Origin of the sequence: Paraburkholderia dilworthii, from assembly GCF_000472525.1 — a bacterium.
GTDB classification, from domain to species: Bacteria; Pseudomonadota; Gammaproteobacteria; order Burkholderiales; family Burkholderiaceae; genus Paraburkholderia; species Paraburkholderia dilworthii.
The window spans coordinates 711,501-732,624 of the sequence record NZ_AWZT01000001.1 but is presented as its reverse complement, the minus strand read 5'-3'; the positions used below and the strand labels follow the sequence as shown (position 1 = coordinate 732,624).

General features: G+C 61.5%; 16 protein-coding genes and 1 pseudogene. 11 read left to right on the top strand and 6 right to left on the bottom strand.

Going from position 1 to position 21,124, the window contains the following annotated elements; all coding sequences use genetic code 11:
• Window positions 1-60: 60 nt before the first annotated feature.
• From F759_RS0103670 to F759_RS0103650, 5 genes are all read left to right on the top strand, one after another.
• The gene (locus F759_RS0103670) at window positions 61-1,305 is read left to right on the top strand and encodes a sarcosine oxidase subunit beta family protein (RefSeq protein ID WP_027798659.1); all 1,245 of its coding nucleotides are present in this window, start codon (window positions 61-63) and stop codon (window positions 1,303-1,305) included.
• A 28-nt stretch (window positions 1,306-1,333) separates the two neighbouring features.
• Entirely contained in the window at window positions 1,334-1,648 is a 315-nt protein-coding gene (locus F759_RS0103665) for a sarcosine oxidase subunit delta (protein WP_027798658.1), read from the top strand.
• A complete protein-coding gene (locus F759_RS0103660) occupies window positions 1,645-4,647 on the top strand; it encodes a sarcosine oxidase subunit alpha family protein (protein WP_027798657.1) in 3,003 nt (1,000 codons plus the stop codon). The genes F759_RS0103665 and F759_RS0103660 overlap by 4 nt, the downstream gene beginning before the upstream one ends.
• The gene (locus tag F759_RS0103655; RefSeq protein WP_027798656.1) at window positions 4,637-5,293 is read left to right on the top strand and encodes a sarcosine oxidase subunit gamma; all 657 of its coding nucleotides are present in this window, start codon (window positions 4,637-4,639) and stop codon (window positions 5,291-5,293) included. The genes F759_RS0103660 and F759_RS0103655 overlap by 11 nt, the downstream gene beginning before the upstream one ends.
• 73 nt (window positions 5,294-5,366) lie before the next feature.
• The gene (locus F759_RS0103650) at window positions 5,367-5,630 is read left to right on the top strand and encodes a hypothetical protein (protein ID WP_027798655.1); all 264 of its coding nucleotides are present in this window, start codon (window positions 5,367-5,369) and stop codon (window positions 5,628-5,630) included.
• 117 nt (window positions 5,631-5,747) lie between these two features.
• On the opposite strand, the pseudogene F759_RS0103645 reads toward F759_RS0103650, so the two are convergent.
• Window positions 5,748-6,119, bottom strand: a pseudogene (locus F759_RS0103645) (acyl-CoA dehydrogenase family protein); the annotation flags it as partial.
• A gap of 374 nt (window positions 6,120-6,493) precedes the next feature.
• Here F759_RS0103645 and F759_RS0103640 point away from each other — a divergent pair.
• Window positions 6,494-7,912, top strand: a complete 1,419-nt coding sequence (locus F759_RS0103640) for an MFS transporter (protein ID WP_027798653.1) — start codon at window positions 6,494-6,496, stop codon at window positions 7,910-7,912.
• A 68-nt stretch (window positions 7,913-7,980) separates the two neighbouring features.
• Here F759_RS0103640 and ampC read toward each other — a convergent pair whose 3' ends face one another.
• From ampC to betI, 4 genes are all read right to left on the bottom strand, one after another.
• The gene (gene ampC / locus F759_RS0103635; RefSeq protein ID WP_027798652.1) at window positions 7,981-9,153 is read right to left on the bottom strand and encodes a class C beta-lactamase; all 1,173 of its coding nucleotides are present in this window, start codon (window positions 9,151-9,153) and stop codon (window positions 7,981-7,983) included.
• 150 nt (window positions 9,154-9,303) lie between these two features.
• The gene (betA, locus tag F759_RS0103630; RefSeq protein ID WP_027798651.1) at window positions 9,304-10,989 is read right to left on the bottom strand and encodes a choline dehydrogenase; all 1,686 of its coding nucleotides are present in this window, start codon (window positions 10,987-10,989) and stop codon (window positions 9,304-9,306) included.
• An 11-nt stretch (window positions 10,990-11,000) separates the two neighbouring features.
• The gene (gene betB / locus F759_RS0103625) at window positions 11,001-12,470 is read right to left on the bottom strand and encodes a betaine-aldehyde dehydrogenase (RefSeq protein ID WP_027798650.1); all 1,470 of its coding nucleotides are present in this window, start codon (window positions 12,468-12,470) and stop codon (window positions 11,001-11,003) included.
• Between the two features lie 87 nt (window positions 12,471-12,557).
• Window positions 12,558-13,145: a transcriptional regulator BetI gene (betI, locus tag F759_RS0103620; protein WP_027798649.1), complete on the bottom strand. Its 588-nt coding sequence runs from the start codon at window positions 13,143-13,145 to the stop codon at window positions 12,558-12,560.
• A 240-nt stretch (window positions 13,146-13,385) separates the two neighbouring features.
• Here betI and fdhA point away from each other — a divergent pair, with 240 nt between their 5' ends.
• On the top strand, window positions 13,386-14,585 hold the full coding sequence (gene fdhA / locus F759_RS0103615) for a formaldehyde dehydrogenase, glutathione-independent (RefSeq protein WP_027798648.1): 1,200 nt from the start codon (window positions 13,386-13,388) through the stop codon (window positions 14,583-14,585).
• Between the two features lie 94 nt (window positions 14,586-14,679).
• Here fdhA and F759_RS0103610 read toward each other — a convergent pair whose 3' ends face one another.
• Window positions 14,680-15,675 carry a GlxA family transcriptional regulator gene (locus F759_RS0103610; RefSeq protein ID WP_027798647.1) on the bottom strand — a complete coding sequence of 332 codons (996 nt, stop codon included), beginning with the start codon at window positions 15,673-15,675 and terminating at the stop codon, window positions 14,680-14,682.
• A gap of 499 nt (window positions 15,676-16,174) precedes the next feature.
• Between F759_RS0103610 and F759_RS0103605 the strand changes: the two genes are divergently transcribed.
• The 4 genes from F759_RS0103605 to F759_RS0103590 are packed head-to-tail and all read left to right on the top strand — an operon-like array spanning window position 16,175 to window position 21,124.
• Window positions 16,175-17,449, top strand: a complete 1,275-nt coding sequence (locus F759_RS0103605; protein ID WP_027798646.1) for a serine hydroxymethyltransferase — start codon at window positions 16,175-16,177, stop codon at window positions 17,447-17,449.
• A 16-nt stretch (window positions 17,450-17,465) separates the two neighbouring features.
• Window positions 17,466-18,437, top strand: a complete 972-nt coding sequence (locus tag F759_RS0103600; protein WP_027798645.1) for a dipeptidase — start codon at window positions 17,466-17,468, stop codon at window positions 18,435-18,437.
• Between the two features lie 52 nt (window positions 18,438-18,489).
• Window positions 18,490-19,026 (top strand): DUF5943 domain-containing protein, encoded by a 537-nt coding sequence (locus F759_RS0103595; RefSeq protein ID WP_027798644.1) that lies wholly within the window; start codon window positions 18,490-18,492, stop codon window positions 19,024-19,026.
• A 34-nt stretch (window positions 19,027-19,060) separates the two neighbouring features.
• The gene (locus tag F759_RS0103590; RefSeq protein WP_027798643.1) at window positions 19,061-21,124 is read left to right on the top strand and encodes an NADH:flavin oxidoreductase; all 2,064 of its coding nucleotides are present in this window, start codon (window positions 19,061-19,063) and stop codon (window positions 21,122-21,124) included.

Sequence of the window (21,124 nt, the reverse complement as noted above, 5' to 3'; positions counted from 1 at the left end):
GCACCAAAGCACCAAAGCACCAAAGCACCAAAGCACCGACAGTACCCACAAGGATCAATGATGAGCCGCTATTCGATATTCAGCCTCTTGCGCAACGGGATGTCGTATCACGAAAACTGGGAGCGACAGTGGAAGAGTCCCGAGCCCAAACGCGAGTACGACGTGGTGATCGTCGGCGGTGGCGGGCATGGTCTCGCCACGGCCTATTACCTCGCGAAAGAGCATGGCGTGCGCAATGTCGCCGTGCTCGAGAAGGGCTGGATCGGCGGCGGCAATACGGCACGCAATACGACCATCGTGCGCTCGAATTATCTGTGGGATGAGTCCGCGGCGCTCTATGAAAAAGCAATGAAACTGTGGGAAGGGCTCTCGCAGGATCTGAACTACAACGTGATGTTCAGCCAGCGCGGCGTGATGAACCTCGCGCACACATTGCAGGACGTGCGCGACACCGAGCGTCGTGTGAATGCTAACCGGTTGAACGGCGTCGATGCCGAATTCCTCACGCCCGCGCAGATCAAGGAGCTTGAGCCGACCATCAATCTGAACAGCCGCTATCCGGTGCTCGGCGCGTCGATTCAGCGGCGCGGCGGCGTGGCGCGTCACGATGCGGTAGCTTGGGGCTTCGCGCGCGGCGCGGATCAGGCCGGCGTCGATATCGTGCAGAACTGCCAGGTAACCGGCATTCGCCGCAACGGCAACCAGGTGACAGGCGTCGATACCACGAAGGGTTTCATCAAGGCGAAGAAAGTTGCGGTAGTGGCTGCCGGCAATACGTCCACACTAGCGGACATGGCCGGCGTGCGCCTACCGCTCGAAAGCCATCCGTTGCAGGCGCTGGTGTCGGAGCCGATCAAGCCGGTCGTCAACACGGTCGTGATGTCGAACGCGGTGCATGCGTATATCAGCCAGTCCGACAAGGGCGATCTGGTGATCGGCGCGGGCGTGGACCAGTACACCGGTTTCGGTCAGCGAGGCAGCTTTCAGATTATCGAAGGCACGCTCGAAGCCATCGTCGAAATGTTCCCGGTGTTTTCGCGCGTGCGGATGAACCGTCAGTGGGGCGGCATCGTGGACGTGTCGCCGGACGCATGCCCGATCATCAGCAAGACCGACGTGAAGGGACTCTACTTCAATTGCGGCTGGGGCACAGGCGGCTTCAAGGCGACACCGGGTTCTGGTTGGGCCTATGCATACACAATCGCGAAGGACGAGCCGCATGAGCTGAACGCGCCTTTCTCGCTGGACCGGTTCTATACCGGCCATCTCATCGACGAACACGGCGCCGCCGCCGTCGCCCACTAACGCACTAGAGCTGGATAGAGAGACAAATATGTTGATGATCGAATGCCCCTGGTGCGGGCCACGCGCCGAAACCGAATTTTCCTGCGGCGGCGAAGCGGACATTGCGCGTCCGCTCGACACCGAAAAACTCACCGACAAGGAATGGGGCGACTACCTGTTCATGCGCAAGAATCCGCGCGGCGTGCATCGCGAGCAATGGATGCATACGCAAGGCTGCCGCCGCTGGTTCAAGGCACAGCGCGACACGGTGAGCTACGAGATCCAGGGCTACGAGACGTTCGATCGTCCGCTGCTCAAGATGGACAGCAATGACGGCAAGGTAGAAGAGGGCAAGACGCAATGAGCCAGACAGACCGACTCCCGAATGGCGGGCGCATCAACCGCGCATTGCCGCTTACGTTCACGTTCAACGGCCGCCAGTATCAGGGTTATCAGGGCGATACGCTCGCTTCGGCATTGCTCGCCAACGGCCTGCATTTCGTTGCGCGTAGCTGGAAATATCACCGGCCGCGCGGCATCGTGACCGCGGGTGTGGAAGAGCCGAATGCCGTCGTGCAACTCGAAACCGGCGCATATACGGTGCCGAATGCGCGTGCGACCGAAGTCGAGTTGTATCAGGGGCTCGTCGCAAACAGCGTGAACGCGAAGCCGAGTATCGAGAAAGATCGCATGGCGGTGAACCAGAAGTTCGCGCGCTTCATCCCGGCGGGGTTCTACTACAAGACATTCATGTGGCCGCGCAGATTCTGGCCGAAGTATGAAGAAGTGATCCGTGACGCCGCGGGTCTCGGTAAGGCGCCTGAGCAACGCGATGCGGATCGCTACGATAAGTGCTTTGCACATTGCGACGTGCTCGTGGTCGGCGGCGGGCCGACGGGCCTCGCGGCCGCGCATGCGGCCGCTTTGTCCGGCGCGCGCGTGACCTTGGTCGACGATCAGCCGGAGCTCGGCGGCTCGCTGCTGTCGTGCCGCGCCGAGATCGACGGCAAGCCCGCATTGCAATGGGTGCACAAGATCGAAGACGAACTGCGGCAGATGCCTGACGTGAAGATTCTTTCGCGCAGCACCGCATTCGGTTATCAGGATCACAATCTCGTCACGGTCACTCAGCGTTTGACCGATCATCTGCCGGTGTCGCAACGCAAGGGCACGCGTGAACTGATGTGGAAGATCCGCGCAAAGCGCGTGATTCTCGCGACCGGCGCGCACGAGCGGCCCATCGTGTTCGGCAACAACGATCTGCCCGGCGTGATGCTCGCTTCGGCGGTCTCGACATATCTGCATCGCTATGCAGTATTGCCGGGCCGCAACGCGGTAGTCTTCACGAACAACGACGACGGCTACCAATGCGCGCTCGATCTGAAAGCGGCCGGAGCACAGGTCACGGTGATCGATCCGCGCGCCGGTGAATCGAAGGGCACGCTGCCCGCGCTTGCACGCCGCTATGGTGTGAAGGTGATCAGCGGCGCGGTCATCACCGCGGCGCACGGCAAACTGCGCGTGGCGTCCGTCGATATCGCTTCATATGCGAATGGCCAGGTCGGCGCGAAGCAAAGCGAATTGTCCTGCGATCTGCTCGCGATGTCCGGCGGCTGGAGCCCGGTGCTGCATCTGTTCGCACAATCGGGCGGCAAGGCACACTGGCATGACGACAAGGCCTGCTTCGTGCCGGGCAAGGCGATGCAGGCGGAGACGAGCATCGGCGCCTGCAACGGCGATTTCACGCTCGGCCAGGGCATCCGTTTCGCAGTCGATGCGGGCGTCGAGGCAGCACGCGCGGCGGGCCATATCGTCAAGCGGCCGAATCCGGTTCAGGTCGCCGAAATCAGCGAAGCGAAGATCGAGCCGCTGTGGCTCGTCGGCGGACGCGAGTTGGCTACGCGCGGTCCGAAGCAGTTCATCGACTTCCAGAACGACGTGTCCGCAGCGGATATCTTCCTTGCCGCACGCGAAGGCTTCGAATCGGTCGAGCACGTGAAGCGTTATACCGCGATGGGCTTCGGCACCGATCAGGGCAAGCTCGGCAACATCAACGGCATGGCGATTCTCGCGCTGGCGCTCGGCAAGACGATTCCCGAGACAGGCACCACGACGTTCCGCCCGAACTACACGCCGGTCACCTTCGGCACATTCGCGGGCCGCGAGCTGGGCGAATTTCTCGATCCGGTACGCAAGACGGCCGTGCATGAATGGCACGTCGAAAACGGCGCCGCTTTCGAGGACGTCGGCAACTGGAAGCGTCCGTGGTACTACCCGAAAGCGGGCGAAGACATGCACGCGGCCGTCGCACGCGAATCGCTCGCAGTGCGCACGAGCGTCGGCATTCTGGATGCATCGACACTCGGCAAGATCGACATTCAAGGCCCCGATTCGGCGAAGCTCCTGAACTGGGTCTACACGAATCCGTGGAGCAAACTCGAAGTCGGCAAGTGCCGCTACGGCCTGATGCTCGACGAAAACGGCATGATTTTCGACGACGGCGTAACCGTGCGTCTCGCCGACCAGCACTACATGATGACGACCACCACCGGCGGCGCGGCGCGCGTGCTCACGTGGCTCGAACGCTGGCTGCAAACGGAATGGCCGGACATGCGCGTGCGCCTCGCATCGGTCACGGATCATTGGGCAACGTTCGCCGTGGTCGGCCCCAACAGCCGCAAGGTCTTGCGGAAGGTGTGCCATGACATCGACTTCGCGAACGCCGCGTTTCCGTTCATGAGCTATCGCGAAGGCACGGTCGCGGGCGCGGCGTCGCGTGTCATGCGCATCAGCTTCTCCGGCGAACTCGCGTATGAAGTCAACGTGCCGGCGAATGTGGGGCGTGCGGTGTGGGAAGCGTTGATGGCCGCGGGCGCGGAATTCGACATCACACCGTATGGCACCGAAACGATGCACGTGTTGCGCGCGGAGAAGGGCTACATCATCGTCGGCCAGGATACCGATGGTTCGATGACGCCTTACGACCTCGGCATGGGCGGGCTCGTCGCGAAGTCGAAGGACTTTCTCGGCAAGCGTTCGCTGACGCGCTCCGATACGGCGAAGGCAGGGCGCAAGCAACTGGTCGGACTGCTTTCGGACGATCCGTCGTTCGTGATCCCCGAAGGTTCGCAGATCGTCGCGGGTCCGTTCCAGGGCGATACCGCGCCGATGCTCGGACACGTGACGTCGAGCTATTACAGCCCGATCCTCAAGCGCTCGATTGCGATGGCGGTCGTGAAGGGCGGTCTCGACAAGATCGGCGAAACCGTCACCGTTCCGCTTTCCAGCGGCAAACAGATTGCAGCGAAGATCACCAGTTCGGTGTTCTACGACAGCGAAGGAGCGCGTCAACATGTGGAATGAAACCAAAACGGCGGCGTCGGTCGTGGATCGCGCCGTCGGCAGGCAAACCGGGGTGTGGCAGGAATCGCCGCTGGTGGGCGCGGATGCGCTGCTGAAGAAGCATCAGGCAACGGCAAGTGCCGCTTTCAAGCTAAGCGAGCGGCCGTTCCTCGAACTCGTGAACCTGCGCGGCGATACGCGCGACGCCACGTTTGTGCAGGCGGCGAACGATGTGCTCGGCTGCCCGCCGCCGGAGAAAGCCAACACGGTCGCGCGCGGCAACGGCTACGACATGTTGTGGCTCGGCCCCGACGAGTGGCTTGTGCGCTCAGCCACCGCGCACGACGCAACGCGCACCGCGCCGTTGCAGGCGAAGCTCGGCGCCGCGCTAGCAGGCGTGTTCGCGTCGGCGGTGGATATCGGCAGCGGCTATACGGTGCTCGAAATCAGCGGCACGCGCACGCGTGAAGTACTCGCGCGCGGCTGCCCGCTCGACTTGCATCCGAAGTTGTTCGGCGATGGGCAGTGCGCGCAAAGCCACTACTTCAAGGCGTCGATGACCCTCGTGCCGACCGGCGCCGATAGTTTCGACATCGTCGTGCGGCGTAGCTTCGCGGACTACTTCGTGAAGATCATGCTCGATGCAGCCGAGCCGTTGATGCCGTGATTGTTGTCACTGTTGTGACGCCGCGCGCGGTGTTTTCACGCATCGCTCGCGGTCTTCCCGTTGCGGAACTCACATGACGTCGACCCGCGTGGTCACCGCGCGCCTCACTGAGCGCGCGTGCCAGCAGCGCGATGCCGATGCCGCGCTCGCGCTGCTCGATCAGAGCATAGGGCTGCGGCACCGGCGCATCGCGCTGATCCGCTATCTACTCGCGCAGCAACTGGGCGCGCCGTTGCAGGCGCGGCATCATGACTATGTGCGGAAAATCGCCGCGCGTTTGAGCGCGGAAGCGCTCGCGCGTGTTGCGAGTGCTGCGCGGACGCGGTTACGCACGTAGGGTTGGCTGTTGCCTCGCTGTTTGCTCGCGGTCGCCGCACAATCGCCTAAACGTCGGAACGACGTCGCCTCCGTTCCATTCTTTTGCAGCGCGAATCCTGTACTGTTCACGCGCGCGTTAGCCCATACTGCGCGCGATGATAAGTTTCTGGATGTGGCTGGTGCCTTCATAGATCTTGCACACGCGCACGTCTCGCAAGTAGCGCTCGACCGCAAAGTCGCACAAATAGCCGTAGCCGCCGTGGATCTGCAACGCGGTCGAGCACACCTTTTCGGCGATCTCACTGGCAAACAGCTTCGCAATCGACGCTTCCTTCATGCAATCGACACCAGCGTCGCGCAAACGCGCTGCATGTATGCAGTACTGAAATGCAACATCGACCTGGGCGGCCATGTCCGCGAGATCGAACGCAACGCCTCGCAGCCGCGCGATGGGCGCGCCATACGCCTCGCGTGCAACTCGTTCGGCAAGAGCGCGATGCAAGCGTGCCGCCCTGAAAGCATCGGCCGTCACGTTCCTTTTATCGACTTCCCTTGCCCGCTGTAATTTGTACGTTCGGTAGAAAGAAATTAAGGAAGGTCGATGCGTTGCGGTCCAATGGCGCAGGACGAGTTGATCGTGATCCGTGTGCGGCCGCAGAAAGTGCAGTGCAGCTTGGCGGACTACCCGGCAAGAGCATGCTCAATACGTGCGGAGCCATTCGTGTCGCCTGGGGGTTTTCAATCGTGGACGCCCTACCGGACGGCGCCCATGTTCCATCCCGATGACGTATTTCTTCTATGTGGCCGATTTATGTCGGCGTCTACTGAATGTGCTGATCGGAACATCACTCGCGGCTGCCGCCGCAATATTCAGGGGATGCCATGCCTACCGCTTCTCAGTCTCGCGCGAGCGCCGCCGCGCGGCTCGAACGGCTGCCGTTCTCCGGTTATCACCGGACCATCTTCATCATCATCGCGATTGCGTTTTTCTTCGATTCCGTCGATCTCGGCACAATGACCTTCGTGCTCGGTTCGATCAAGACTGAATTCGGTCTGTCGACTGCAACCGCGGGGCTCGTCGCCAGTGCGAGCTTCTTCGGCATGGTGGGCGGTGCAGCGGTGGCCGGTCTGCTGGCCGATCGCTTCGGGCGCCGGCCGGTTTTTCAATGGAGCATGGTGCTGTGGGGCCTGGCTTCCTATCTGTGCTCGACCGCGCAGAGTGTCGAAGCGCTGATTTTTTATCGCGTGCTGCTGGGCTTTGGCATGGGCATGGAGTTTCCGATCGCGCAAACGCTGCTGTCTGAATTTGTTCCGGCTTCTTCGCGCGGACGTCTGATCGCGTTGATGGACGGTTTCTGGCCGCTCGGCTTCATCACGGCGGGCGTGGTGTCGTATTTCGTGCTGCCTGCCTTCGGCTGGCGCACGGAGTTCGCGTTGCTCGCGATTCCCGCTGTGTTCGTGCTGATCGTGCGACGCGTCGTGCCGGAATCGCCGCGTTGGCTCGAACATCGCGGACGTCCTGGCGAGGCCGACAGGATCCTGGCCGACATCGAAGTTAAAGTGATGAAGTCCGCGGGACTGAGCCGCCTGCGTGCGCCCATCATGCTTGCAGAACCTGTGGCGGCTAGGGGCACCGGTGCGTTTCGCGAAATATGGAGCGCAGCTTACCGGCGCCGCACGATCATGGTGTGGACGTTATGGTTCTTCGCGCTGCTCGGCTTTTATGGCCTGACGTCGTGGCTCGGCGCGTTGATGCAGCAGGCCGGCTTTGCCGTGACGAAGTCGGTGTTGTATACGGTGCTGATTTCTCTCGGCGGAATTCCGGGCTTTATTTGCGCGGCGTGGCTCGTCGAACGGTGGGGACGTAAGCCGACCTGTATCGCGTCGCTTGCGGGTAGCGCGGTAATGGCCTACGTGTATGGACAAACCGCGCTTCACGCGCAAACGCCTACGCTGCTGATCTGCGCGGGCCTTGCGATGCAGTTTTTCCTGTTTGCGATGTGGGCCGTGCTTTACACCTATACGCCGGAACTTTACGGCACCGGAGCGCGGGCCACGGGTTCTGGCTTCGCATCTGCGATTGGCCGCGTGGGCTCGCTGATCGGGCCGTATGTGGTAGGCGTGGTATTGCCGATGTTCGGGCAGGGCGGCGTGTTCTCGCTCGGCGCAATGTGCTTCGTGATCGCGGCTGTGGCTGTGTGGATACTCGGCATCGAGACACGCGGACTCGCGCTGGAGACGCTCGTGTCGGAAGCGGTGGAGAGCGATGCGCACGGCGCGCTCAGTCCGGCGCGCGAATAGAGGCTTTCGCCACGGGGCAGCCGTTGCCGGTCCTGTTCTGCACCGTGGCGCGACCACGCCAATCCGTCCTACTGTGTGCTGGCGGCGAGTGCCGACATGATTCGATACGCCGCGCTTACACGGTCCTCGATTGGGAAGTTTTTGTTGGCGAGCAACACGATGCCCACGCGTTGCTGCGGAATAAAGGCCACGTATGTGCCAAAACCATTCGTCGAACCGGTCTTGTTGATCCACACGTTCTGCTGCGGCGGAAGCGGCGGCTCGATTGCAGTTGCGGGTATCGGCGTGACTGCCACGGCGGGCGCATTGCCTTCGTGCAAGGTATCGAGCGTCACCGGATACGCGTATTGTTCCCATACCAGGTCTTGGGTCAGCACGCCGGCCTTGAAGTAGCCGGTGTGCGTGGCCGTGATCGCGTGCTGAAGCTTGCGGTCCACGTCGATCAGGTTCATGTTCGCCTGAACGAAACGGACCATGTCGGGAGCGGTCGTTCTTACGCCGTAGGCTTCGTCGGCGAGAACTCCGCCTTTCATCCGGATCGGCGCGCCGTCCTTTGTATAGCCTTGCGCGTAATCGGACATTTTTGCGGCGGGAACGTGAATGTAGCTGTTGGTCATGCCGAGCGCGGGAAACATGTGTTGCTCGATCAGCGACGCAAAGTTCTGGCCCATGCTTTTCGCGGTGATCAAACCAAGCGTACCGATCCCGGGATTCGCATAAGTGCGGTAAGTGCCGGGCGCATAGGCGGGTTTCCATGCGTTGAAGTACTGCAATAACTGGGCGTTGTCATGGATGTCGTCGGGTACCTGAAGCGGCAAACCGCCGGGCGTGTGCGTGCCCAGGTTCAGAAGACTCACCTTGCCGAAGGCGCTGCCTCGCAATGAAGGCAAATACTTTTGCGTCTCGTCCGACAGCTTCAGTCGACCGCTGAGTTGTGCATAGGCGGCGAGCGCTGCGGTAAAGGTCTTGCTGACGGAACCGATTTCGAACAGCGTGTGCTGCGTGACAGGTTTGCCTGTCTGGACAGACGCTACGCCATAGTCGAACACATACGTTTTGCCGTCGGCGATGATGCCGACAGCCATTCCTGGCACATGGTGTTTCGCCATCAGAGGCTCGATTGACGAGTCCACTACTGATTTGATCGCGCCCTCGGTGTCGCTTGCCGCACGGCTTGTCAGTGCGGTTGCACTCAACGCAAAGACGACGGTGGCCATCAGGCTCACGGCTTTTAGCTTCATATCCAGCGTTTCCTTGAATTGTTATCGACGGGTGTGCTGACGCAGCACTATCCGGCTTTCGCTGAGCGCTGACAATGGAGGATAAGTTTCGACAGGGCCAAGAAAAAGTTATGGGCGGGGAGAGCTCCCCACCCAGGCGGAAACAGGAGGTCAGACGGTCGCGTGCTCGCGCTTCCTCGCAGGCGCGCCATTCGCGACGAAGTAGGGCGTGTCGACGCGCGCCAATGGTTCGCGTGCACGAATCCGGTCCGCGATCTTTTCGGCCAGCATGATGGTCGGCGCATTCAGATTGCCGGTAGTGATGAGCGGCATGATCGACGCATCCACCACGCGCAGCCCCTCCATACCGTGCACGCGTCCCTCGTTGTCCACCACGGCCATGTCGTCGTAGCCCATCTTGCACGAGCACGAAGGATGAAATGCGGTCTCGGCGCGCGCGCGCACGAAGGTGTCGAGTTGCGCGTCGGTGGTCAGCTCGGCGCCCGGATTCAGTTCACGTCCGCGATAACGATCCAGCGCCGGTTGCCGCATGATTTCGCGCGTGATGCGAATGCCGTCGCGGAATTCGCGCCAGTCGAGCGGATCGGCCATATAGTTGAAGAGGATGCTCGGGTGCGCCGCCGGATCGCGCGACGTGAGCTTCACGCGGCCGCGGCTCGGCGAACGCATCGAGCCGACGTGCGCCTGGAAGCCATGCATCCTGATCGCATTGGAGCCGTTGTAATTGATCGCCACCGGGAGGAAGTGATACTGGATGTTGGGCCACAGGTCGTCGTCGCGTGTACGAATGAAGCCGCCCGCTTCGAACTGATTGCTTGCGCCAATGCCGGTGCCATTCAACATCCATTCGAGTCCGATGGCCGGCTGGTTCCACCATTGCAGCGCAGGGTAGAGCGAGACCGGTTCCTTGCACTCGTATTGAATGTACATCTCCAGATGGTCCTGCAAATTCTCGCCGACGCCGGGCAGATCGTGAACAACGGGAATGCCGAGTTCGCGCAGCCACGTCGAGCGACCCACGCCCGAGCGTTGCAGCAATTGCGGCGATGCGATCGCGCCGCTGCACACCAGCACTTCGCGGCGCGCGTGTGCGTTCACCGTTGCCCCGCCGTGCAGATACGCGACGCCCACCGCGCGTTTGCCGGAGAACAGCACGCGATCGCTCAACGCATGGGTGACGATGGTCAGATTCGCACGCGCTTTCGCGCGATCCAGATAGCCGCGCGCGGTGCTTGCGCGCCGGCCATTCGGCGTGACAGTGCGATCCATCGGACCGAAGCCTTCCTGCTGATAGCCGTTCAGATCGTCGGTTCGTGGAAAGCCGGCCTGCACGCCGGCCTCGACCATCGCCGCAAAAAGCGGGTTGTTGCCGGGCTTGCTCGTCGTCACGTGCACGGGACCGTCGCCGCCGTGATAAGCATTCGGACCGACGTCGCGCGTTTCGGCCTTGCGGAAATACGGCAGACAATCCAGATAGCTCCAGTTGTGCAGACCGGGGCGCGTGGCCCAGCCGTCGTAATCGAGTGCATTGCCGCGGATATAGCACATGCCGTTGATCAGCGACGATCCGCCGAGACCCTTGCCGCGGCCGCATTCCATGCGGCGGTTGTTCATATGCGGCTCGGGGTCCGTCTCATACGCCCAGTTATAGCGCCGTCCTTGCAACGGATAGGCGAGTGCGGCGGGCATCTGCGTGCGGAAGTCGAACCGGTAATCGGGGCCGCCCGCTTCGAGCAGCAACACGCTAACGTCGGCGTCTTCGGTGAGACGCGACGCAAGCACGTTGCCCGCCGAACCCGCGCCGACGACGATGTAGTCATATTCGTTTGAAGTCATGGCTGCGCCCCTCAGAACACCGGTTGATACGCGCCGAGCTCCACCTGCACCGACTTGATGCGCGTGTAGTGCTCAAGCGTAGTGATGCCGTTTTCGCGACCCACGCCGGATTGCTTATAGCCGCCTACCGGCATCTCAGCCGGCGACTCGCCCCATGTGTTGATCCAGCAGATGCCCGCTTCGAGGCGATGAATCACGCGATGCGCGCGCGAGAGGTTCTCGGTGACGACACCGGCGGCGAGACCGTAAGCGGTGCGATTCGCGCGCTCGATGGCTTCGTCTTCGTCGTCGAATACGAGGATGCTCATGACCGGCCCGAAGATCTCCTCGCGCACGATGCGCATGTCGTCATGGCAGCCGGTAAACACAGTCGGCTCCACGTATTGACCCTGGCGGAAATGACCTTCGCTAAGGCGCTTGCCGCCCGCGATCAGCCGCGCGCCTTCCTGCACGCCGCTTTCGATATAGCCCAGCACCTTCTCCAACTGTGCGGCGCTCACGAGCGGGCCGAAATTGGTGGATGCGTCGTGAGGCGCACCTACGCGGATGCGCTTCACTCGTTCGAGCACCAATGCTTCGAAGCGCTCGAGCACACTGCGTTGCACGAATACGCGCGTGCCGTTCGTGCAGACCTGGCCCGAACTGAAGAAGTTGGCGCTCATGGCGATGTCGGCGGCACGTTCCAGATTCGCGTCGTCGAAAACGAGCAGCGGAGATTTGCCGCCGAGTTCCATCGTCACTTCTTTCAACGACGACGCGCCTGCCATCGACATCACTTTCTTGCCCGTTTCCACGCCGCCCGTGAACGAAATTTTTTCGATGTCCGGATGCGCGGCCAGCATCGCGCCCACGCGGCCGTCGCCTTGCACGACGTTGAACACGCCGGGCGGCACGCCGGCCTGTGTGTAAATCTCGGCGAGTTTCAACGCGGACAGCGGCGTGATTTCACTCGGCTTGAAGATCATCGCGTTGCCGGCGGCGAGCGCGGGTGCCGACTTCCAGCATGCAATCTGGATCGGGTAATTCCACGCGCCGATGCCCGCGCATACGCCGAGCGGCTCTCGCCGCGTGTACACGAACGACGACGGCCGCAACGGAATCTGCTGACCTTCGATAGCGGTTGCAAGGCCCGCGTAATACTCAATTACGTCCGCGCCGGTGACGATGTCCACTGCCTGCGTTTCCGCAATCGGCTTGCCGGTGTCGCGCGTTTCGAGCGCGGCGAGCTCGTCGTTGCGCTCGCGCAGAATCTCGACGGCGCGGCGCAGAATCCGCGAGCGCTGCATCGCTGTGAGCGCGGCCCATTCGCGCTGACCGTCGCGCGCGGATTGCACCGCGCGGTCGATGTCCGCGGCGCTCGCCTGCTGCACGGTGGCGAGCGTTTCGCCAGTGGCTGGGTCCACTGTATCGAAGGTTTCTCCGCCGGTCGCGTCCACATAGGCGCCGCCGATATAGAGACGTTGCGTTGCGAATACCGCCATGATTTGCTCCTTGGTAAAAACATCGCCGGTTCTTGCGTGCGCGATGTGTGCTTGTTCGTGCGCTTGCTCGTGCGCTTATTCGGGTGCTTATTCGTGCGCCGCCAGCACCAGGTCGATATATTCGTTTGCCACGCGTAATGCCGCCTTAGTGTCGAACGGTTCGCCCGACAGCGCGCCGCGCAGCCACAGTCCGTCGATTAATGCAGCGAGACCGCTCGCCGCCCGCCGCGCGGCTGCACGCGGCATTGCTTTGGCAAAATCAGCGCACAGATTCGAGTTAAGGCGCCGCGTGTTCACGTATTGCAGCCGACGCAGTTGCGGCTTGTGCATGCTCTCCGACCAGAACGCGAGCCACGTCTTCATCACCGGCGCGCTCGTTTGCTCAGCATCGAAATTGGCCGCAACCACCGCTCGCAGCTTGGAACGCGGATCGGCCCTCGCCGCACGGCGCCGACGTGAGGTGGCGTGCCACAGATCGCGCAGTATGTGGCGCATGGTGGCTTCGAGCAGGCCGTCCTTGTCGCCGAAATAGTGGCTGACGATGCCGGTCGAAATGCTCGCGCGCTGCGCGACCGACGCGAGCGTCGCGCCCGCCAGACCGGTCTGGTCGATGGTGAGCAAGGTGGCGTCGATCAATTGTGCGCGGCGAATCTCGCGCATTCCGAGCTTGGGCATGACGATGATGTGAAGATTGAACGACTCACAGCGGGCACTTTGCCCAACTATCCGATCGGGGCATCGTAGTTTTTTTATATTGAACGGTCAATCAATAAAAACGGGTGATTCCGGCGATGTCGGTTCCAGCCAAACCGATGTCGCGTTCGATGCAGGTGCTTGCTCGCAGCGGGCGCTACGCTCGTTGAACGGCGTGCGGCGTACAGGCGGCGCGCCGCTCACAAGACACGGAGACATTCAATGAGCAGCAATCGCGGCGTCGTGTATCTCGGGCAGGGCAAGGTGGAAGTGCAATCGATCGACTATCCGAAGATGGTCGATCCACGTGGCCGCGCGATCGGCCACGGCGTGATCCTGAAAGTTGTCAGCACCAATATTTGCGGCTCGGACCAGCACATGGTGCGCGGCCGCACCACCGCCGAGGTCGGCCTCGTGCTCGGCCACGAAATTACCGGCGAGGTGATCGAAGTGGGCCGCGACGTCGAGACGCTCAGCATCGGCGATCTCGTGTCGGTGCCGTTCAACGTGGCTTGCGGACGGTGTCCGACCTGCAAGTCGCAGCACACCGGTGTGTGCCTGAACGTGAACCCGTCACGCGCGGGCGGCGCTTACGGATATGTGGACATGGGCGGCTGGATCGGCGGCCAGGCCGAGTACGTGCTGGTGCCGTACGCCGATTTCAACTTGCTGAAATTCCCCGACCGTGCGCAGGCGATGTCGAAAATCCGCGACCTGACGTGTCTATCCGACATTCTGCCGACCGGTTATCACGGCGCCGTCATGGCGGGCGTAAAGCCGGGCTCGACGGTGTACATCGCGGGCGCGGGGCCGGTCGGCATGGCGGCGGCGGCGTCGGCACGCCTGCTGGGCGCGGCCTGCACGATTGTCGGCGACATGAACGAAGCGCGCCTCGCGCATGCGCGCAAGATGGGCTTCGAGACGGTCGATCTGTCGAAAGACGCGACGCTCGGTGAACAGATCGAGCAGATTCTCGGCAAGCCGGAAGTGGACTGCGCGGTGGACTGCGTCGGCTTCGAGGCGCACGGTCACGGAAGCAGCGGCTCACACGAAGAAGCGCCGGCCACGGTGCTCAATTCGCTAATGGAAATCACACGTGCAGCGGGCGCCATCGGCATTCCGGGGTTATACGTCACAGACGATCCCGGCGCCGTGGACCCGGCCGCACGCAAGGGCAGCCTGAGCATCCGTTTCGGGCTCGGCTGGGCCAAGTCGCATTCGTTCCATACGGGCCAAACACCGGTGATGAAGTACAACCATAATCTGATGCAGGCGATCTTGTGGGACCGCTTGCCGATTGCGGACATCGTGAACGTGACCGTGGTATCGCTCGATCAGGCGCCTGATGGTTACCGTCAGTTCGATGGCGGCGCACCGCGCAAGTTTGTTATCGATCCGCACGGCTTGCTGAAGGCGGCTTGATCGCCACATAGAATTACGGCTCGTGAAAAGAGAAACGCGTTGAACGGATTCCGTTCAACGCGTTTTTGTCTGACGACGATTGCGTGACGCTGTTTCAAGCCGCCATCACAGGCGCAGACGCGAGCGAAGGAGCCTGCTTGCGACGTTCGCGTGTGGGCGCGGTGCCGAACGCATCGCGATAGCTCTTCGAGAAGTGGCAGGCCGACTGGAAGCCGCACGCCATCGTGATGTTCATGATCGACATATCGGTTTGCAGCAGCAGCTCGCGCGCGCGCCGCAAGCGCAGCGTCAGATAGTAATGCGTGGGCGTCATGCCCAGATGCTCGCGGAAGAGGCGCTGCAACTGGCGTTGCGACATGCCGGCGAGCCTTGCGAGTTCCTCGCGTGAGAGCGGCTCTTCGATGTTGTTCTCCATCAGCGAAATCACTTCGAAGAGCGACTTGTTGGCCGAACCGAGCCGCGCGACGAGCGGCATCTTCTGTTGCGCGCTCGTATCGCGCACATGTTCGACGATGAACTGTTCAGCGATCTGCGTCACACGCGCCGTGCCGACGCGCGGGGCGATCAGGTTCAGCATCATGTCGAGCGGCGCAACACCGCCTGTGCAAGTCACGCGATCGCGATCGATCACGAATAGTTCTTTCAGAAAACGCGTGTCGGGGAATTCTTCTTTCAGCGCCGACATGTTCTCCCAGTGAATCGCACATGCGTAGCCTGCGAGCAGACCTGCACGCGCGAGCGCATAGGTGCCCGTACACAGGCTGCCGAGCACACAGCCCATGCGCGCGAAGCGGCGCAATGCGGAGAGATGGGCCTGAGTGGTCGCGCGCTGCACGTCGATGCCGCCGATCACGAACACGATGTCCGGCTGGCCGACGCATTCGACAGGACCCGTATCGACTGACAGCCCATTGCTTGCCGCCACTGGTCCGCCTTCGGGACTCACGATCGACCAGCGATAAAGCGTCTGTCCCGTCAGGTAGTTCGCCATGCGCAGTACTTCAATCGCATTGGTGAACGCGATCATCGTGAAGTTCGGAACGGGCATGAAGGCGAAATGCGACAGTGACGCCGTGCGATCGGTGGACATGTGAGGAATGATTCCTTGGAATCTGTAGTGTCGCGTCGCCGTGGGGAACAGCGACTTATGCAATTTTGAGGACTAGCGCAACTACCATGCCATCAGGCTAAACCCTCGGTTGCCGATGTTGTTGGATCGAACGCGCCGGAAACGGCACCACAACGGCGCGGCCCATCTTCAAATCCGCACCTCGGACGCACACTTCGTTCGGCCGCAGTGCAGCATCGCGACCCGCAACGAACGATCGTTCGGCATTTCAGTCAGTGGTTGCGTAGGGTGATTGAGGGTGATTACCGACGAACGCTCAACCCGTTGGCGAGAGTTTTCGAAGCGACTTGTCGAAAAAGGTCGCTCATGGCGGAAAAGGCAAAGAACGCGTCTGAATTCATAAATTGACGCGCGATGCAAGCGTCAAGAATAGACGCAATGCAAGCCGGCAGCAGCAGGCGCCAGGCGCAGCTCCAGCGCCGCTTCCGGGCCTTCCCGTCAACGACTTCACGGACCTTTCATGTCGAATCCGAATCCTTTCTTCGAAGAATCGCTGGCCACGCGCGATCAGGCGGTGCGCGGCGCAATTTTGAAAGAGCTCGAGCGCCAGCAGTCGCAAGTCGAACTGATCGCGTCGGAAAACATCGTGTCGCGCGCGGTGCTCGAAGCACAAGGCTCGGTGCTGACGAACAAGTATGCGGAAGGCTATCCGGGGAAGCGTTACTACGGCGGTTGCGAATACGTCGACGAAATCGAAACGCTTGCGATCGAGCGCATCAAGCAACTGTTCAACGCTAAATTCGCCAACGTCCAGCCGCATTCCGGTGCGCAGGCAAACGGTGCAGTGATGCTCGCGCTGGTGAAGCCGGGCGACACGGTGCTCGGCATGTCGCTCGACGCGGGCGGCCACCTCACGCACGGTGCGAAGCCCGCGATGTCGGGCAAGTGGTTCAACGCGGTGCAGTACGGCGTCAGCCGCGACACGCTGCTGATCGACTACGAGCAAATTGAAGAACTCGCGCAGCAGCATAAGCCCGCGCTGCTGATCGCCGGCTTCTCGGCCTATCCGCGCGCGCTCGATTTCAAGCGGCTGCGCGCGATTGCCGATAGCGTCGGTGCGAAGCTGATGGTGGATATGGCGCATATCGCCGGCGTAATCGCGGCCGGACGTCATGCGAATCCTGTCGAGCATGCGCATGTGGTCACATCGACCACGCACAAAACGTTGCGCGGCCCGCGCGGCGGCTTTGTGCTGACGAATGACGAAGACATCGCGAAGAAGATCAACTCCGCGGTGTTCCCAGGTTTGCAAGGCGGCCCACTGATGCATGTGATCGCCGGAAAGGCAGTTGCGTTCGGCGAGGCGCTGCAACCGGGTTTCAAGGCCTATATCGACAATGTGCTCGCCAACGCGCAGGCACTCGGCGAAGTGCTGAAAGCAGGCGGCGTCGATCTCGTGACGGGCGGAACGGACAACCATCTGCTGCTGGTCGACTTGCGACCGAAGGGGCTCAAGGGCAATCAGGTCGAGCAGGCACTCGAACGCGCGGGCATTACCTGCAACAAGAACGGCATTCCGTTCGACACGGAAAAGCCGACGGTGACCTCGGGCGTGCGCCTGGGCACACCGGCGGGCACGACGCGCGGCTTCGGCGTGAATGAGTTCCGCGACGTGGGCCGGTTGATCGTGGAGGTGCTCGATTCGCTGCGCGATCATCCCGAAGGCCATGCGCCTACCGAACAACGCGTGCGCCGCGAAATCTTCGCGCTGTGCGAGCGCTTCCCCATCTACTGAGCACCTGGAGCACACGATGAGCAATCTGCACGAAAACAGCATCATCATCGACGGTTTGAACATTTCGAAGTTCGAGCGATCGGTGTTCGAAGACATGCGCAAAGGCGGCGTAACCGCGGTGAATTGCACGGTGTCGGTGTGGGAGAGCTTTCAGAAGACCGTCGATAACATCGCTGAAATGAAGCAGCAGATCCGTGAGTATGGCGAGATCCTCACGCTCGTGCGTACCACCGACGACATCTTCCGCGCAAAGAAAGAGAACAAGACGGGCATTATTTTCGGTTTCCAGAATGCGCATGCATTCGAGGACAACCTTGGCTATATCGAGGCATTCAAGGACCTCGGCGTGAACGTCGTGCAGCTGTGCTACAACACGCAGAATCTCGTCGGCACCGGTTGCTACGAGCGCGACGGTGGACTGTCCGGTTATGGCCGCGAAGTGATTCAGGAGATGAATCGCGTCGGCATCATGGTCGATCTCTCGCATGTCGGCGGAAAAACTTCGTCCGAAGCGATTGCGGCGTCGAAAAAGCCGGTGTGCTATTCGCATTGCTGCCCGTCGGGACTCAAAGAGCATCCGCGCAACAAAAGCGATGAACAACTCAAAGAGATCGCGGACGCCGGCGGTTTTGTCGGCGTGACGATGTTCGCGCCGTTCCTCAAGCGCGGTGCCGATGCGACCGTCGAAGACTATATCGAAGCAATCGAGTACGTGGTGAACCTGATCGGCGAAGACCAGGTTGGAATCGGCACGGACTTCACGCAAGGCTATAGCACGGAGTTCTTCGACTGGATCACGCACGACAAGGGCCGTTATCGCCAGTTGACGAATTTCGGCAAGGTCGTGAATCCGGAAGGCATCCGCACGATCGGCGAGTTTCCGAATCTGACTGCTGCGATGGAACGCGCGGGCTGGAGCGAGACGCGCATCAAGAAGATCATGGGTGAAAACTGGGTGCGGGTATTCGGCGAAGTGTGGAAGGTCTGACCTTCACGCGCATTTCCAAACGAATTCACCCCATAAAAACGGAGTCTTCCACATGCAACCCCAACTGCCTATCGACGTCGATCCGAACACCGGCGTCTGGACCACCGACGCGCTGCCGATGCTGTACGTGCCCCGTCATTTCTTCACGAACAACCACACCGCCGTTGAAGAAGCGCTCGGCATCGATACGTATGCAGAGATTCTCTATAAGGCCGGCTACAAGTCTGCGTACTTCTGGTGCGACAAGGAAGCCAAACAGCACGGCATTGCCGGCATGGCCGTGTTCGAGCACTACCTGAAGCGGCTTTCGCAACGCGGCTGGGGCATCTTCACGATCACCGAAAGCGATCCGTCTTCTTCTCATGCGCGCATTGAACTGCATCACTCGTCGTTTGTACTCGCGCAGCCGGGCAAAGTAGGCAAGCTCTGCTACATGTTCGCCGGCTGGTTCGCGGGCGCGATGGACTGGGTCAACGACACGGCGCCCGATTCGCAACGCAAGGGTCCGCCTTCGAAATCGCAGGAAGCGCGCTGCGCGGCGGAAGGCCACGACCATTGCGTGTTCGAAGTGTCGCCGCTCACGGCATAGCACTACAAGTCATATCATTCCGAGGTCGATCGCGATGCGTTACCCGAACCTTTTCAAACCTCTCACGCTGAACAAGCTGACTTTGCGCAACCGCATCGTCAGCACCGCGCATGCGGAGGTGTATGCGGAGCCGGGCGGGCTACCTGGCGACCGTTATATCCGTTACTACGAGGAAAAGGCCAAGGGTGGTGTAGGCCTCGCCGTGTGCGGCGGTTCGAGCCCGGTATCGATCGACAGTCCGCAAGGCTGGTGGAAGTCGGTGAATCTGTCGACCGACAAGATCATCGATCCGCTCTCGCGGCTCGCCGAAGCGATGCACGCGCACGGCGCGAAGATCATGATTCAGGCCACGCATATGGGCCGCCGCTCCGCGTTTCATGGCGAGCACTGGCCGCATCTGATGTCGCCTTCGGGCGTGCGTGAGCCGGTGCATCGCGGCAACGCGAAGATCATCGAGGTCGAGGAGATTCGCCGCATTATCACTGACTTCGCGGCCGCCGCGAAACGCGTGAAGGACGCCGGCATGGACGGCGTCGAAATCTCGGCGGCGCACCAGCATCTGATCGATCAGTTCTGGAGCCCACGCACCAACTTTCGTACCGACGAATGGGGCGGCTCGCTCGAAAATCGCCTGCGTTTCGGCGTCGAAGTATTGAAGGCCGTGCGTGAAGCAGTGGGGCCGGATTTCTGCGTGGGCTTGCGCATGTGCGGCGATGAGTTCCATGAAGACGGTCTCGACCATGAGCAGCTGAAAGAAATAGCGCAGGCGATGAGCGAAAGCGGCCTGATCGATTACCTCGGCGTGATCGGCTCCGGCGCGGATACGCACAACACGCTCGCCAACTGCATGCCGCCGATGGCGCTGCCGCCCGAGCCTTTCGTGCATCTCGCGGCCGGCATCAAATCGGTCGTCAAGATTCCGGTCATGCATGCGCAAAGTATTCGCGACGCGGGCCAGGCGGAGCGTCTGCTCGCGAGCGGCATGGTCGATCTGGTCGGCATGACGCGCGCGCAGATCGCCGACCCGCATATGGTCATCAAGATTCGCGATGGCCGCGAGGACGAAATCAAGCAATGCGTCGGCGCGAACTATTGCATCGACCGCCAGTACAACGGGCTCGATGTTCTATGCGTGCAGAATGCGGCGACCTCGCGCGAAGCGACCATGCCGCATGTGATCGCGCGCACGAACGGGCCGAAGCGCAAGGTCGTCGTAGTCGGTGCGGGTCCGGCCGGACTCGAAGCCGCGCGCGTCGCGAAGTCGCGCGGTCATGACGTCGTGCTGTTCGAAAAGAACGACTATGTGGGCGGCCAGATCATGCTCGCGGCAAAGGCGCCGCAGCGCGAGCAGATGGCGGGCATCGTCCGCTGGTTCGACATGGAGACGAAGCGCTTGGGCGTCGATCGGCGTCTGGGTGTCGCCGCCGACGAAAAAACCATCATGGCCGAGAAGCCGGACATCATCGTCCTGGCCACGGGCGGCTCGGCGTTCACGTCGCAAGTCGCGGCGTGGGGCGTAGATGCTGGTCTCGCGGTGAGTTCGTGGGACGTGCTCTCGGGCAAGGTCGAACCGGGTAAGAACGTACTTGTGTATGACGGCGTCAGCACGCACGCCGGAGCCGGAGTAGCCGATTTCATCTCGAGCCGCGGCTCGAATGTGGAAATCGTCACGCCGGACGTGAAAGTGGCCGACGACGTAGGCGGCACCACGTTCCCGATTTTCTATCGACGCCTCTACGCGCAAGGCGTTGTGCACACGCCCAATTACTGGCTCGACAAGGTGTATGAGGAAGACGGCAAGAAGATCGCCGTGATCCGCAACGAGTACACCGAGGAGCAGGAAGAGCGCGCGGTCGATCAGGTCGTGATCGAAAACGGCAGCACGCCGAATGACGAGTTGTACTGGAAGCTCAAGCCCGAGTCGGTCAATCGCGGGCAGGTCGACGTGCATAAGCTCTTCGCGTCCGAGCCGCAGCCGTCGCTTTCCGAAGAACTCGGCAATGGTCGCTTTCTGCTGTTTCGCGTCGGCGACTGCATCTCCATGCACAACATTCACGGCGCGATTTACGACGCGCTGCGCCTTTGCAAGGATTTCTGA

What these genes read in the sequence shown, in the direction of transcription:
- ampC (WP_027798652.1), bottom strand. Translation starts at nt 9,153, where the DNA reads ATGAAGCTAAAAGCCGTGAGCCTGATGGCCACCGTCGTCTTTGCGTTG.
- F759_RS0103640 (WP_027798653.1), top strand. Translation starts at nt 6,494, where the DNA reads ATGCCTACCGCTTCTCAGTCTCGCGCGAGCGCCGCCGCGCGGCTCGAA.
- F759_RS0103605 (WP_027798646.1), top strand. Translation starts at nt 16,175, where the DNA reads ATGTCGAATCCGAATCCTTTCTTCGAAGAATCGCTGGCCACGCGCGAT.
- F759_RS0103595 (WP_027798644.1), top strand. Translation starts at nt 18,490, where the DNA reads ATGCAACCCCAACTGCCTATCGACGTCGATCCGAACACCGGCGTCTGG.
- F759_RS0103610 (WP_027798647.1), bottom strand. Translation starts at nt 15,675, where the DNA reads ATGTCCACCGATCGCACGGCGTCACTGTCGCATTTCGCCTTCATGCCC.
- betI (WP_027798649.1), bottom strand. Translation starts at nt 13,145, where the DNA reads ATGCCCAAGCTCGGAATGCGCGAGATTCGCCGCGCACAATTGATCGAC.
- F759_RS0103665 (WP_027798658.1), top strand. Translation starts at nt 1,334, where the DNA reads ATGTTGATGATCGAATGCCCCTGGTGCGGGCCACGCGCCGAAACCGAA.
- F759_RS0103660 (WP_027798657.1), top strand. Translation starts at nt 1,645, where the DNA reads ATGAGCCAGACAGACCGACTCCCGAATGGCGGGCGCATCAACCGCGCA.
- fdhA (WP_027798648.1), top strand. Translation starts at nt 13,386, where the DNA reads ATGAGCAGCAATCGCGGCGTCGTGTATCTCGGGCAGGGCAAGGTGGAA.
- betB (WP_027798650.1), bottom strand. Translation starts at nt 12,470, where the DNA reads ATGGCGGTATTCGCAACGCAACGTCTCTATATCGGCGGCGCCTATGTG.
- F759_RS0103600 (WP_027798645.1), top strand. Translation starts at nt 17,466, where the DNA reads ATGAGCAATCTGCACGAAAACAGCATCATCATCGACGGTTTGAACATT.
- betA (WP_027798651.1), bottom strand. Translation starts at nt 10,989, where the DNA reads ATGACTTCAAACGAATATGACTACATCGTCGTCGGCGCGGGTTCGGCG.
- F759_RS0103655 (WP_027798656.1), top strand. Translation starts at nt 4,637, where the DNA reads ATGTGGAATGAAACCAAAACGGCGGCGTCGGTCGTGGATCGCGCCGTC.
- F759_RS0103650 (WP_027798655.1), top strand. Translation starts at nt 5,367, where the DNA reads ATGACGTCGACCCGCGTGGTCACCGCGCGCCTCACTGAGCGCGCGTGC.
- F759_RS0103670 (WP_027798659.1), top strand. Translation starts at nt 61, where the DNA reads ATGAGCCGCTATTCGATATTCAGCCTCTTGCGCAACGGGATGTCGTAT.
- F759_RS0103590 (WP_027798643.1), top strand. Translation starts at nt 19,061, where the DNA reads ATGCGTTACCCGAACCTTTTCAAACCTCTCACGCTGAACAAGCTGACT.